The organism is Acidovorax sp., assembly GCF_046294525.1.
Taxonomy (GTDB): Bacteria; Pseudomonadota; Gammaproteobacteria; order Burkholderiales; family Burkholderiaceae_C; genus Acidovorax.
Window position 1 is genome coordinate 64249 of sequence record NZ_JBKBKQ010000015.1, and the last position, 12438, is coordinate 76686.

The 12438-nt window shown below is 65.0% G+C and carries 11 protein-coding genes; 6 read left to right on the top strand and 5 right to left on the bottom strand.

Features of this window, described 5'->3' with window-relative positions; genetic code table 11:
- The first annotated feature begins 192 nt into the window (after positions 1–192).
- Positions 193–588, top strand: a complete 396-nt coding sequence (locus ACK4HJ_RS14645; protein ID WP_409832868.1) for a hypothetical protein — start codon at positions 193–195, stop codon at positions 586–588.
- Between the two features lie 124 nt (positions 589–712).
- On the opposite strand, the gene ACK4HJ_RS14650 is transcribed toward ACK4HJ_RS14645, so the two are convergent.
- The gene (locus ACK4HJ_RS14650; protein WP_409832871.1) at positions 713–1528 is read right to left on the bottom strand and encodes an esterase/lipase family protein; all 816 of its coding nucleotides are present in this window, start codon (positions 1526–1528) and stop codon (positions 713–715) included.
- A 292-nt stretch (positions 1529–1820) separates the two neighbouring features.
- Here ACK4HJ_RS14650 and ACK4HJ_RS14655 point away from each other — a divergent pair, with 292 nt between their 5' ends.
- The 3 genes from ACK4HJ_RS14655 (at position 1821) to ACK4HJ_RS14665 (ending at position 6816) form a co-directional block, all read left to right on the top strand.
- A complete protein-coding gene (locus ACK4HJ_RS14655; protein WP_409832874.1) occupies positions 1821–2345 on the top strand; it encodes a chemotaxis protein CheW in 525 nt (174 codons plus the stop codon).
- A gap of 85 nt (positions 2346–2430) precedes the next feature.
- A complete protein-coding gene (locus tag ACK4HJ_RS14660; RefSeq protein ID WP_409832875.1) occupies positions 2431–4218 on the top strand; it encodes a methyl-accepting chemotaxis protein in 1788 nt (595 codons plus the stop codon).
- A gap of 423 nt (positions 4219–4641) precedes the next feature.
- Complete coding sequence (locus ACK4HJ_RS14665; RefSeq protein ID WP_409832877.1) at positions 4642–6816, top strand: methyl-accepting chemotaxis protein; 2175 nt, start codon at positions 4642–4644, stop codon at positions 6814–6816.
- A 6-nt stretch (positions 6817–6822) separates the two neighbouring features.
- Here ACK4HJ_RS14665 and ACK4HJ_RS14670 read toward each other — a convergent pair whose 3' ends face one another.
- Positions 6823–8388: a GNAT family N-acetyltransferase gene (locus ACK4HJ_RS14670; protein WP_409832880.1), complete on the bottom strand. Its 1566-nt coding sequence runs from the start codon at positions 8386–8388 to the stop codon at positions 6823–6825.
- Between the two features lie 80 nt (positions 8389–8468).
- Here ACK4HJ_RS14670 and ACK4HJ_RS14675 point away from each other — a divergent pair, with 80 nt between their 5' ends.
- Positions 8469–10127: an NAD+ synthase gene (locus tag ACK4HJ_RS14675; protein ID WP_409832883.1), complete on the top strand. Its 1659-nt coding sequence runs from the start codon at positions 8469–8471 to the stop codon at positions 10125–10127.
- Between the two features lie 55 nt (positions 10128–10182).
- A complete protein-coding gene (locus ACK4HJ_RS14680; protein WP_007857855.1) occupies positions 10183–10521 on the top strand; it encodes a P-II family nitrogen regulator in 339 nt (112 codons plus the stop codon).
- Positions 10522–10753: 232 nt separating this feature from the next.
- Here the strand turns inward: ACK4HJ_RS14680 and ACK4HJ_RS14685 are convergent, their stop codons facing one another.
- The 3 genes from ACK4HJ_RS14685 to ACK4HJ_RS14695 all read right to left on the bottom strand — a co-directional run bounded on the left by ACK4HJ_RS14685 (position 10754) and on the right by ACK4HJ_RS14695 (position 12391).
- Positions 10754–11359 carry a TIGR00730 family Rossman fold protein gene (locus ACK4HJ_RS14685; protein WP_409832886.1) on the bottom strand — a complete coding sequence of 202 codons (606 nt, stop codon included), beginning with the start codon at positions 11357–11359 and terminating at the stop codon, positions 10754–10756.
- Entirely contained in the window at positions 11352–11762 is a 411-nt protein-coding gene (locus tag ACK4HJ_RS14690; RefSeq protein WP_409832888.1) for a diacylglycerol kinase, read from the bottom strand. The genes ACK4HJ_RS14685 and ACK4HJ_RS14690 overlap by 8 nt, the downstream gene beginning before the upstream one ends.
- Positions 11763–11842: 80 nt before the next feature.
- Positions 11843–12391, bottom strand: coding sequence for an RDD family protein (locus ACK4HJ_RS14695; protein WP_409832891.1), 549 nt, complete (start codon positions 12389–12391; stop codon positions 11843–11845).
- Between the last annotated feature and the right edge of the window lie 47 nt (positions 12392–12438).

Consider the following 12438-nt stretch of genomic DNA (forward strand, 5'->3'; position numbering starts at 1 on the left):
ATGCGGTGCAGTGCGGTGCGATTAGTGCAGATGGGTGCCGCGCCAGCCGGGTAAGACCTTGTCTGACATGCAGGGAGCCCGCAAGACGGCGCGGGCTCTGCGCGAGGGACCGTAAAAACAGGGTAAGGCAGCGCGCGGCGCTGCCCACGTTGTGACTTTCACATTACTCCACCCCTTGCGAGGAGCTGCACCATGAACCCATCCACCATCGAAGCCGTGGCCCGCGACAACGACCTGGCCGAACAAGTGCGCCGCGAAAAACAGACCCTGAACACCAGCGTTCCCACCCCTAATTTGCGCGACGGCGCTGACCCAAGTCCACAAGCTGAGGTCGTGGAAGGCTCCGGCACCGTGGCGGTGGGTGGCGGGGCTGCCGTCGGCGCGGCCGCAGGCGCAGCGGTGGGCTCCACCGTCGGCGGCCCGATTGGCGCGGTGGTGGGCGGCGCCGTGGGTGGCGTGGCGGGCGCTCTGGGTGGTGTGGCCGTCGGCCCCGCCAAGGTCAACGACCCCGCCGACACCATCCCTGGCCCCCAGGAGCGCGAGGTGACGCGCGTCGGTGAAACCCAGCAGGAGAACCTGCGCCGCTGAGCAACACGCTGAAAATTAAGCTTAATCGGCCTCCAGCGCTTTATCCATAAGCGCTGAAAGCTATAAAAAAAGAAGCACGCCAGGGTGACCCTTGGCGTGCTTCTTTTTTTGTGTTGTGTACTGCCTACCTGTGTGGATCCGGAAACACCAGATGCAAGCCCGGCAGCCGGGGCCTTTGAAACGGTTTCCACACCGCGCCCGGCGCCGCCAGCGGCTGGCCCAGCCGGTCGGCCACCGCCCACCAGGCGCTGGGGTTCAGGCCAATGCCGAAGTGGCTGGCCACCACCTCGATGTTCTCGGTGTGGGGGTTGTGGTCGGCCGGCGCCTGGATGCTGCCGCGCCACGCCACCACGCCGTCCGAGCGCGAATAGATGCTGCTGGTGGGCACCGGCGGCGCGCCCGGCAGGTCGTAGTTCTCGGTCTCGCGCTCGATGTTGCGGCCGCTGGCGAACTGATAGATGCGCCAAGCGTTGGTGGATGTGTGCGGCCCAGCAAACGGGGTGCCCAGCGTCACCACGCAGCGCACCAGGTCAGGCAGTTCCTTGGCCAGCTCGCGGGCGTAGATGCCGCCCAGGCTCCATCCCACCAGGCTCACCTTGTTGCCGCTGGCATCGGCGGCCTCTCGCAACTGGCGCTTAGCGGTGTCCAGCACACCATCACGCGGGCCCAGATTCAGGCCCTGGCCCCAGCCCAGGGTGTTGTAGTTGCGTGAGTCCAGGTAGCGGCGCAGGGGCACGGTGGTGGCGTCGCCCGCGGTGAGGCCGGGGAACACGATCACCGTGTGGCCGTCGCCCAGCGGCGCGCGCTGCAGCACCGGCCAGGCGGGCAGCACCGCCCCAAACTCCCACGGCGCCCGCAGCTCCAGCGCCAGCAGCGACAGGCCGGGCGCGGCCATGGGGGTAATGGAGTCAGAGGATGGAGCGGTGGAGGAGCGGGGCATGGGGGCGATCAAGAGCGGAGAGGGCGGCGGCAGAACAGAGCCCGGCGCGCGCGAATGCCGTCGAAGGTAGCATTTTTTGGCCCCGGCTGATGATCGCGGGGCTGGAGCCAGCTCTCCAATCCCGTGGCCCCAGGTGCCGAACATCCCCAATTGTTATGAATTGAAACAGACGCTGCTATGCTGCGTCCACCGCCCGCGCGGGTCGTTTCCTGAGCCCGGCCGCCGCTCCATCACACCTGCAGCCGCCGCCCGCGTGCCTTTTGCCTCTCCTCTCTTTTGTTGGACCCAGCCCATGATTGCAACCCCTGCGCCCACCTCCGCCCATCGTTCTGCCGCTTCGCCGTCCGCAGCGGGGGCGGCGGCCGAATACCTCACCTTCCGCCTCGGGGCCGAGGAGTACGGTATCGACATCCTGCGTGTGCAGGAAATCCGCTCGTACGAGCAGCCCACCCGCTTGGCGCATTCGCCCGACTTCATCAAGGGCGTGATCGACCTGCGCGGCCGCATCGTCCCCATCCTGGACCTGCGTGTAAAGCTCGCGTGCCCCGAGGCGCACTACACCGACTTCACCGTGGTCATCATCCTGGACATAGGCGCCACCGTGATCGGCGCGGTGGTGGATTCGGTGGCCGACGTGGTGTCGCTCACGCCCGAGCTCATCAAGCCCACGCCCCAGTTCGAACGCCAGGGCCATGTAGACCCTTCTTTCGTCACGGGCATCGCCAGCCTCGGCGACCGCATGTTGATCGTGATGGACATTGAGGCGTTGCTGAGCAGTGACGAAATAGGACTGGTGACAACGGCCATGCCAGAGTAAGGTGTTTACGCAACAAGTCCTCGACACTGGCTTGCGGTCCGGTCGTCGCCCAATGAATTCATAAGCAACCCCGAGGAGAAGCACAATGATCCAATGGAAGATTTCCACCCGGCTCACCATCGCGTTTGCTGCCATGGTGCTGCTGCTGGTGGTGCTGGGCTCGGTCGCGCTGGCCCGCTCTGCCAGCCAGCGCGCCTCGCTCAATGACATCGTCGAGATGCGCATCCCCATCACCAAGTCGATGGGCGTGCTGGCAGATGGAGTGAATGTCCAGGCCATCCAGTTCCGCAACCTCGCAATCTTCACGTCTGAAAACATCACCAAGCCGTCGCTGGAGCGTGTGGCTGCAGCACGCAGCTCCATCGCCGAGCAGATGACGGTCCTCACCAGGCTGGTGCAGTCAGACAAAGGCAAGGAGATCCTGGCGCGTGTGCAGGAAAACCGTGCCGCCTTCCTCAAGGTGGGCGATGAATACCTGGCGCTGATCCAGCAGGGGCAAAGGGACGAGGCCCTGAAGCTGCTTGAAGAAAAGGTGCGCCCCACCCAGCAGGAGTACCAGAAGGTCATCAAGGAACAGGTGGACTACCAGGCCCAGGTGACCATCGATGCGGGCAAGCGCGCTGAGGCCGCCGCTAGCGCCCTGCAGCGCGATGTGCTGATCGCAGGCGCCCTGGCGATTGCCGTGGCCATCTTCCTGGCGATCAGCATCATCCGCTCCATCACCCGCCCGCTGGCCCAGGCTGTGGAAGCCGCCGACCGCGTGGCCGCTGGCGACCTGAGCGGCCAGATCCTCGTGCAGTCCAAGGATGAAACCGGCCAGCTGCTGGCCGCGCTGCAGCGCATGCAGCAAAGCCTGGTCAACACCGTCAGTCTGGTGCGCCAGAACGCCGAAGGCGTGGCCTCGGCGAGCTCGCAGATAGCCTCGGGCAACAACGACCTGTCGGCCCGCACCGAACAGCAAGCCAGCGCGCTGGAAGAAACGGCCGCATCGATGGAAGAGCTGGGCTCCACCGTCAAGCAAAACGCCGACAACGCGCGCACGGCCAACCAGCTGGCCGTCAATGCATCGACCGTGGCCGTGCAAGGCGGCGACGTGGTGGCCGAAGTGGTCGAGACCATGAAAGGCATCAACGAAAGCAGCAACAAGATTGCCGACATCATCTCGGTCATCGACGGCATCGCCTTCCAGACCAACATCCTGGCGCTGAACGCGGCGGTGGAAGCCGCCCGTGCAGGCGAACAAGGCCGCGGGTTTGCCGTGGTGGCCAGTGAAGTGCGCAGCCTGGCCGGACGCAGCGCCGAAGCCGCCAAAGAGATCAAGAGCCTGATCACCGCCAGCGTGGAGCGGGTGGAACAAGGCACCCTGCTGGTGGACAAGGCCGGCACCACCATGACCGAAGTGGTGGCCTCCATCCGCCGGGTGACGGACATCATGGGCGAGATCAGCGCGGCCAGCAGCGAACAAAGCGCAGGTGTGGGCCAGGTGGGCGAAGCCGTCACGCAGATGGACCAGGCCACGCAGCAGAACGCAGCGCTGGTGGAGGAGATGGCGGCGGCGGCCAGTGCACTGAACGCACAGGCGGGCGAACTGGTGAATGCGGTGGCGGTGTTCAAGCTCGATGCGAGCCAATACACCAGCGCCGCGCGGCCTGCTACTGCGCCCATGGCCGTGCCCGCACCCGCCCGGGCGGCACCGGCCGTAGCGGCCAGCAAGCCCGCTGCTGCGGCTGTCAAAACCAAGCCGCTGGCCAGCCTGAGCGCCCCCAAGCGCCCTGCAGCAGCGGCTGCCTCTGCGCCCGCCGCCAGCAAGCCCGCAGCGCAACCCTCCGCGCCTGCCAAGGGCGGGAGCGATGACGACTGGGAAAGCTTCTGAGTGCAACAATGCGCGAAGCTGTACGACACCGAATATGACCAAAACTGATCCTAGCGCCTGATGGTAAAGCGCTGAAAGCTAGCAAAATGAGAGCACGCCGGGTTTCTGCCCGGCGTGCTTTTTTTTGGGCATTTGTGCTGAGGTCGCCAAGAGAGCGCGTGGCACTGGGCAAGCATCACAAGTCGGGCTCGCCCTGTGGGCCTCTCAGACCCGGTTGGCGTGGGTGCAAGGCGCGGAGGCTTGATGTGACTCAATGCACCTGCGTTGGCGCCCACCTATGGTGGTATGTGGAAGTGCAATGTCATTGTGATAAAAATGATGAAATCATATTTATCATTAAATATGATATGATCCGTGGGTTGCCGCAATGCTTGTCGTGCTTTCACGCAAGCGCGTCCCCCCTTGCAACCACAGAAAAACTCTATGAACAACCTCAAAATCGGCACCCGCTTGAGCCTGGCCTTTGGTTTGGTTCTCCTCATCACTGCTGCAATCGCCGCCATAGGCGTATGGCGGCTGGGGGAGTTGAAAGCCGCCAGCGTGCGCTTGGCCACTATTGAGATGCAGCGCAGCACCCTTGCGCAAGAATGGAAGGCCGCCATCGACCTGAACTGGGTCCGGGCATCGGCCTCGCTCAAGACCAACGATGACGCCTATGTGCAAGCGCTCGCAGCGGATATGACGGCGTCATCCAAGCGCGCGAGCGAGTCGCAGAAAAAGCTGGAAGCGTTGGTAGACGATGCCGAGGAAAAAGCGCTGATGGAGAGCGTGGCTGTAGCGCGCTCAGCCTATGTGGGGGCAAGGGCCAAGTTGCTGGAGCGCAAAAAGGCGGGAGAAGACGTTTTTGCTCTTGTAGATTCAGAACTCAAGCCCCTTGCCAATGCCTACCTTCAGTCGCTGGCGAACGTGGCAGACAACGCGCAGCAGCAACTGAGCGCGTTTGAAAAACACAATGTCGAGACGGCTGAATTCAGCCAAGTGGCACTCGCTTCCGGGGCTGTCATTTCCTTGGTGCTGGGCGCGGCGCTAGCCCTGTGGGCTACACGCTCCATCGTTCGCCCTGTGCAGCGCGCGGTGGAGGCGGCAGACGAAATCAGCCACGGCAATCTGGCTGTGGACATTCGCCATGATGGCAAGGACGAAATGGCGCAGCTGTTGCGTTCGCTGGGTGAGATGCAGAAGAACCTTGAGCGTATCGTGGGCCAGGTGCGCTCGGGATCGGAGAGCGTGTCCACCGCCTCGTCTGAGATTGCGCAGGGCAACAACGACTTGAGCGCGCGCACTGAGCAGCAGGCCAGCGCGCTGCAGGAAACTGCTGCGTCGATGGAGCAGCTCAATTCCACCGTGCGCCAGAACGCGGAGAACGCGCGGCAAGCCAACCAGTTGGCCCAGAGCGCATCGACTGTGGCAGTCAGCGGTGGCGAAGTGGTAAGCCAGGTGGTCAGCACCATGAAGGGCATCCACGACAGCAGCAGCAAGATCGCCGACATCATCGGGGTGATCGATGGCATTGCGTTTCAGACCAACATCCTCGCGCTGAACGCCGCCGTGGAAGCCGCGCGAGCAGGCGAGCAGGGCCGTGGTTTTGCGGTGGTGGCCTCTGAAGTGCGCAGCCTTGCAGGTCGTTCGGCCGATGCAGCCAAGCAGATCAAGACACTGATCAACGACAGCGTGGAGCGGGTGGGCACCGGTACGGTGTTGGTTGACAAGGCCGGAGCCACCATGAGCGAGGTGGTCGCGGCCATCAAGCGCGTGACGGACCTGATGGGTGAGATCAGCGCCGCCAGCTCGGAGCAAAGCCAGGGCGTGGCGCAGGTGGGCGAAGCGGTGACGCAAATGGACCAGGTCACGCAGCAGAATGCGGCTCTGGTCGAAGAAATGGCCGCGGCTGCGAGCAGCCTGAACAACCAGGCGCAGGACTTGGTGAACACGGTGGCGTTCTTCAAGCTGTCGGCAGGGCAGGCCGCCTATTCGGGCGATGCGCCACAGGGCATGTCTGTGCCTGTGCCATTGGCCTACGCGTCTTCGGCGTTTGCCACTCCACGCGTTGCTAAGCCCGCGGCTTTTGGTAACGCCAGCGGTCGCGGTATGAGCGGCACTTCTCTGGGCATCAATCTGGATACCGCCATTCAAGCCCACGCCCAGTGGCGTGCCAAGCTGCGAACGGCGGTCGCCACCAGGGAGAATCTCGACGCCGACACCGTGGGCCGCGACGACTGCTGCGAACTCGGCAAATGGCTGCATGGCTCAGGCAACTCGCAGTACGGGGGCAAGCCGTCGTTTGTGAACCTGCTGGATTCACACCGACAGTTCCATGAAGAAGCGGGCAAGGTGGCTCGTCTGATCAATCAGGGCGCCTACAGCGAAGCGGAGATGCAGCTGGGCAACGGCACTGGTTTTGCCAACGCCTCACAGAAGGTCTCTATGGCCGTGGTTCAACTGGCCAAGGAGCTGAAAATTCGGCTGGCAAGCAGCGCAGCGGCCGCGTCGTCTCCGGCGGCTCGGCCCTCTGCAGCGCGAAGCCCGGTCAAGTCTGCCATGGCCTCTCCGGGCAAGGTCACATCGGCCGCGGGTGATGAAGACTGGGAGTCGTTCTAGTCGCACTCATAGCGACGGCTTGATTGGCAGACGCTGGTTCAGCGATTCGAGGTAGTCCGCCACGCCCGCACCCTCGCGCTGCAGAAACCGCTCTACCGCTTCGGCAAACGCCGGGTGTGCCAGCCAGTGGGCGCTGGACGACTGCACGGGCAGCAGCGCGCGGGACATCTTGTGCTCGCCCTGGGCGCCGCCTTCAAACCGCAGCGCGCCATGTTCGATGCACCACTGCAAGGGCTGGTAGTAGCAGGCCTCAAAGTGCAGGCAGTCCACGCGCTCCAGTGCGCCCCAGTAGCGGCCGTAGGCCACCAGATTTTGGTCATTTTGGCCGCTAGCGCTTGATGATAAAGCGCTGATAGCTATCAAACTGCTAGCAATCGGCTGACCTTCACGTTCGGCCACAAACAGCAGCCAGGCCTCGGGCATGTGGGCCGCCATGCGGGCGAAGAAGTTGCGCGTGAGGTAGGGCGGATTGCCGTGCTCCAGGTAGGTGCGCTCGTAGCAGCGGTAGAAAAAATCCCAGTCGGCCGCGCTGATGTCGGCCCCACGCGACCAGCGAAAGCGCACGCCCGCATCCGCCACCTTGCGGCGCTCCTGGCGGATCTTCTTGCGCTTGTCCTGGGTGAGGCTGGCGAGGAAGTGGTCGAAGCTGGTGTAGCGGGCCGCGCCGCCGGCGGACCGCCCCAAGGCGGCGAGCGCCCCCGGGCTTGGCGGAGCCTGGGCCCCTTCCCCAGCTGGGGGCAGCGAGCACACGTCAGTGCCGAGCGTGGGGGCCACCGAGCCGCCGCCGGGCCGCCCCAAGGCGGCGAGCGCCCCCTCGGGGGGCAGTGAGGACACTTCAGTGCCGAGCGTGGGGGCCATCGAGCCGCCGCCGGGCCGCCCCAAGGCGGCGAGCGCCCCCTCGGGGGGCAGCGAGGACACGTCAGTGCCGAGCGTGGGGGCCATCGAGCCGCCGCCGGGCCGCCCCAAGGCGGCGAGCGCCCCCTCGGGGGGCAGCGAGGACACGTCAGTGCCGAGCGTGGGGGCCACATTCTTCCAATGAAATTGAACCGTGTGTCGCAGCATCAGGCCCTGTTGCGAGCTGGTCTGCACGTCGTCCTCGCTGGCAAACAGTACATGCACGGACGACACATCCTGCTGCTCGCACAACTGGCACACGGCCTGCACCAGCAGCGCACGCGTGGCGTCGTCACGCGCCAGCAGGCGTGTGCCGGGTACGGGCGTGAAGGGCACGGCGACCACGGCCTTGGGGTAGTAGGGCACGCCGTGCTGCTCGTAGGCATTGGCCCAGGCCCAGTCAAACACGTATTCGCCATACGAATGGTTCTTCAGATACAGCGGGCACGCGGCCACCAGGACTTCAGCGTCGCCCTGCGCCTCCCACAGGGTCATGAAGCGTGGCACCCAGCCGGTGCGTGGCGTGGCGCTGCCGCTCTCGTGCAGGGCGGCCAGGTATTCGTGCCGCAGGAAGGGGGTGGGGTGGCTTTGCTGCGCGAGCAGCGCGTTCCAGGCGCTGGCGTCCACGTCCAGCGGAGACGCCAATACGCGGGCGATAATGTGCGCTTCCTCAGCCATGCGCTCTCCCGCGCCGCCCGCCGCAACGCGCGGCCGCAGAGGCGGTATCCAACCCGGCCAAAAGGGCCGACTCCAGTTCCATGACGCTCTCCATTTGCACCGCGCAGCTCAACTTTGTTGTGGGCGATATGCCCGGAAATGCGCAGAAGATCATTGCTGCCGCGCGCGAGGCGCATGCCCGAGGCGCCCGGCTGCTGCTGACCCCTGAGCTGGCCATTTGCGGCTATGCGGCTGAAGACCTGTTTCTGCGGCCCGCTTTCATCGCGGCCTGCGATGATGCCGTGAAAACCGTGGCCCGCGAGACCGCAGGGTTGAAGGGCCTGACCATTGTGCTGGGCCACCCGCAGGCCGTGTCGCCCGATGCGCCGGCGTTCAGCGCCTGCTTCAATGCCGCCAGCGTGCTGCGCGATGGACATATCGAGCAGACGTACGCCAAGCGCGAGCTGCCCAACTACCAGGTGTTTGACGAGCGCCGCTACTTCGTGGCGGGCGATGCGCCTTGTGTGTTTGCGGTTGAAGGCGTGCGCGTCGGCCTGCTGGTCTGCGAAGACGCCTGGTTTGCCGAGCCCGCACGCAGCACGGCGGCGGCTGGCGCGCAACTGCTGGCGGTCATCAACGCATCGCCCTTCCACCTGGGCAAGAGCGCCGAGCGCGAGGCCACCATGCGTGAGCGTGTGATCGAGACGGGCCTGCCGTTGGTGTATGCCCACCTAGTGGGCGGGCAGGACGAGGTGGTGTTTGAGGGCCGCTCGTTTGCGCTGAATACCGATGGCTCGGTGGCAGGGCGTGGTCCGGGTTTTGAAGAAAAACTGGTGTTTGCGCACGTCCATCAAGCGCAGGCAGCTATTAAAATTGAAGCGGACATTGCCCCCGAGAAAAGCCTGGAGGCCGATCTGTGGGATGCGCTGGTGCTGGGCGTGCGCGACTACGTGGGCAAAAACGGATTCCCCGGCGCGCTGCTGGGCCTGTCGGGCGGTATCGACTCGGCTCTGGTGCTGGCGATTGCGGTGGATGCACTGGGGGCCGACAAGGTACGCACGGTGATGATGCCCTCGCCCTACACGGCCGACATCAGCTGGATCGACGCGCGCGACATGGCCGAGCGCCTGTGCGTGCGTTACGACGAAATTTCGATCAAGCCGCAGTTCGAAGCCTTCAAGGCAGCGCTGGCCAGCGACTTTGCGGGGCTGGCGGAGGATACGACCGAGGAGAATCTGCAGGCGCGCATCCGCGGAACGCTGCTGATGGCGCTGTCCAACAAGTTCGGCTCTATCGTGCTGACCACCGGCAACAAGAGCGAAATGTCCACCGGCTACTGCACGCTGTACGGCGACATGGCGGGCGGTTTTGCAGTGATCAAGGATGTGGCCAAAACCCGCGTGTTCGACCTGGCCCGCTGGCGCAACGCCAACGACCCGTATGGCACGGGCGCCAACCCCATTCCTGAACGCATCATCACCCGCCCGCCCAGCGCCGAGCTGCGGCCCGACCAGAAGGACCAGGACAGCCTGCCGCCCTATGAGGTGCTGGACGCCATCGTGGCACGCTACATGGAAAACGACGAGCCCATCGAGTCCATCATCGCCAGCGGTTACGCGCGCGCCGATGTGGAGCGCGTGACCCGCCTCATCAAGCTCAACGAATACAAGCGCCGCCAGGCGCCCGTGGGGATAAGGGTGACGCGCCGCAGCTTCGGCAAGGACTGGCGTTACCCTATCACCAGCAAATTCAGGGCGTGACGCTTTAGCGCCGCGCCTTCAGCCCCGATTTTTTACATCCTCCAGGAGACCCGCCATGAAAATGATCACCGCCGTCATCAAGCCCTTCAAGCTCGAAGAAGTCCGCGAAGCCCTGGCCGAATGTGGAGTGACCGGTCTCACCGTGACCGAGGTCAAGGGTTTTGGCCGCCAGAAGGGCCACACCGAGCTGTACCGCGGCGCCGAATACGTGGTGGACTTTTTGCCCAAGGTGAAGGTTGAGGTCGTGGTGAAGACCGAAGACGTGGACCGCTGCGTGGACGCCATCGTGAATGTGGCACGCACCGGCAAGATCGGCGACGGCAAGATTTTTGTGACCGCTGTGGAGCGCGTGGTGCGCATCCGTACGGGTGACCTGGACGACGCGGCTGTATGAGGGTGACATCACCCTGAGGCGCTTCGCGCCTCGGTGCCATCGCCACAGGCGATGTCTCTTCGGGCACGTCCAAGCCTGCGCAGGCAGGCTCGGAGCCGCGGCCCTCAGCCCCTTCTCTCGAATGGCTGCGCCATTCGGGAAGGGGGACACCGCCAGCGCGGCGGGGCGGCCCTTGCGCGGCGGTCCTCGCCCGGGCGCGTCGGTTTCGGTGGGCAGGGGTTCTGGTTTTGAGTTAGATCACCGAGCGCAGCGGGACGGGCGCTTGGTCGGGGCCGGCCTCTTGCACCAGGGTGCGCAGCAGGGCTTCGGCATCGGCATTGGTGTGGAGCAAGCCCATCTGCCATTCCCCCATGAAGCCGCTGACCACGCTGTGGTTCAAAAAGCCCATTAGCGCGTCGTAGTAGCCCGCCACGTTGAGCAGGCCTAAAGGCTTGTCGTGGTAGCCCAGCTGGCGCCAGGTCCAGACTTCAAACAGCTCTTCAAAGGTGCCGATTCCGCCGGGCAGGGCGATGAAGGCGTCGCTGCGCTCGGCCATCATGGCCTTGCGTTCGTGCATGGTCTGCACGATGTGCAGTTCGTCGCACAGGCGGTTGGCCAGTTCCTTGTCCACCAGCGCCTGCGGGATCACGCCCACCACGCGCCCGCCCGCCACGCGCGTGGCCTCGGCCACTGTGCCCATCAGGCCGCTGCGCCCCCCGCCGTACACCAGCTGGCCGCCGTGGCGGCCGATCCAGGTGCCCACGGCCTTGGCGGCGTCGGCAAAGGCGGGGTTCTCGCCGGGGCGCGAGCCGCAGTACACGCAAACAGAGAAAGCAACGGGTGCAGCGGGTTCAGCCATGAAAAATCCTCTGGAAAAAAGCGGTGCCCCAGATGCCGGCGCACAACAGCAGCGCCAGCAGCACGGCGGCGCTGCCCATGTCCTTGGCGCGCTTGGACAAATCGTGCCATTCGGGGCCTATGCGGTCGATGGCGGTTTCGATGCCCGTGTTCAGCAGTTCGACAATCATCACGATCAGCACGGAGCCCGCCAGCAGGGCCGTCTCGACCCAGTTGCGCCCCAGCCACAGCGACGCAGGCAGCAGCACCATGGCGGCGATGGCTTCCTGGCGAAACGCCTTCTCATGCCAGCCAGCGCGCAGGCCCTCTACCGAATAGCCCGCGGCATGCCAGATGCGGTTGAAACCCTTGCGAGCCTTCTGGGGGTTGGCGGGTGCGGGAGGCTCAGGGCGGATCGGGGGCATGCAGGTATTGTGGCGGAGCCACATGACAGTGCGGAGCGTCGCTGCGTCGGGTGAATTCGCGGTGACGGCCGCCGCAGCGCTTATTTTTTTGGAGGCTCGTAGTGCACCAGCCGCGTGCCGGCCCAGGCGTCATGCCAGAACTGGCGCCAGGGGTGAAACCGGCTCAGGATCGCCCAGATGGCCACCCAACCAAAGGTCAGCACCAGCACATCCACAGCAGCCACGCCGAACGAGTAAGCCGCCAGCGGCGGCAGAAACCACACCCAGCTCAGCACATAGCGCAGCAAGGCCCGCGCCTGCGTGATGGGCTGGCCTGCCTTGTCTACCACCCGGATGTGCCAGGTCTTTTGCGCCAGCGTCTGCCCCTTGGCCCAGAACCAGGTGAAGTAGATGCCGAAGATCACGAACAAAAACGCCTGCAGGGCATGGCGGTTGTCCATGGCGTTGCGGGTCTGGCTCAAGGTGCCGAAGAGGTAGCCCGCAATGAACACCACGCCAAACATCAGCATGCCCTCGTACAGCCAGCAGGCCATGCGACGCCACAGGTTGGGCGTGGCGCCGAGGGGAGGGGAAGCGGGAGTGCCGGGCGTATCGGGCAGGGGCGCGCGGGCGGGAGGAGAGGCCGTCATGTCAGGAGGGGTGGGCGCCGCCAGCGGTGGCAGCGCCGAGCTGAAAA

Excerpts from the sequence above, each read along its gene's own strand:
- ACK4HJ_RS14655 (WP_409832874.1), top strand. The coding sequence starts at position 1,821 with ATGATTGCAACCCCTGCGCCCACCTCCGCCCATCGTTCTGCCGCTTCG.
- ACK4HJ_RS14650 (WP_409832871.1), bottom strand. The coding sequence starts at position 1,528 with ATGCCCCGCTCCTCCACCGCTCCATCCTCTGACTCCATTACCCCCATG.
- ACK4HJ_RS14665 (WP_409832877.1), top strand. The coding sequence starts at position 4,642 with ATGAACAACCTCAAAATCGGCACCCGCTTGAGCCTGGCCTTTGGTTTG.
- ACK4HJ_RS14670 (WP_409832880.1), bottom strand. The coding sequence starts at position 8,388 with ATGGCTGAGGAAGCGCACATTATCGCCCGCGTATTGGCGTCTCCGCTG.
- ACK4HJ_RS14680 (WP_007857855.1), top strand. The coding sequence starts at position 10,183 with ATGAAAATGATCACCGCCGTCATCAAGCCCTTCAAGCTCGAAGAAGTC.
- ACK4HJ_RS14690 (WP_409832888.1), bottom strand. The coding sequence starts at position 11,762 with ATGCCCCCGATCCGCCCTGAGCCTCCCGCACCCGCCAACCCCCAGAAG.
- ACK4HJ_RS14645 (WP_409832868.1), top strand. The coding sequence starts at position 193 with ATGAACCCATCCACCATCGAAGCCGTGGCCCGCGACAACGACCTGGCC.
- ACK4HJ_RS14695 (WP_409832891.1), bottom strand. The coding sequence starts at position 12,391 with ATGACGGCCTCTCCTCCCGCCCGCGCGCCCCTGCCCGATACGCCCGGC.
- ACK4HJ_RS14660 (WP_409832875.1), top strand. The coding sequence starts at position 2,431 with ATGATCCAATGGAAGATTTCCACCCGGCTCACCATCGCGTTTGCTGCC.
- ACK4HJ_RS14675 (WP_409832883.1), top strand. The coding sequence starts at position 8,469 with ATGACGCTCTCCATTTGCACCGCGCAGCTCAACTTTGTTGTGGGCGAT.
- ACK4HJ_RS14685 (WP_409832886.1), bottom strand. The coding sequence starts at position 11,359 with ATGGCTGAACCCGCTGCACCCGTTGCTTTCTCTGTTTGCGTGTACTGC.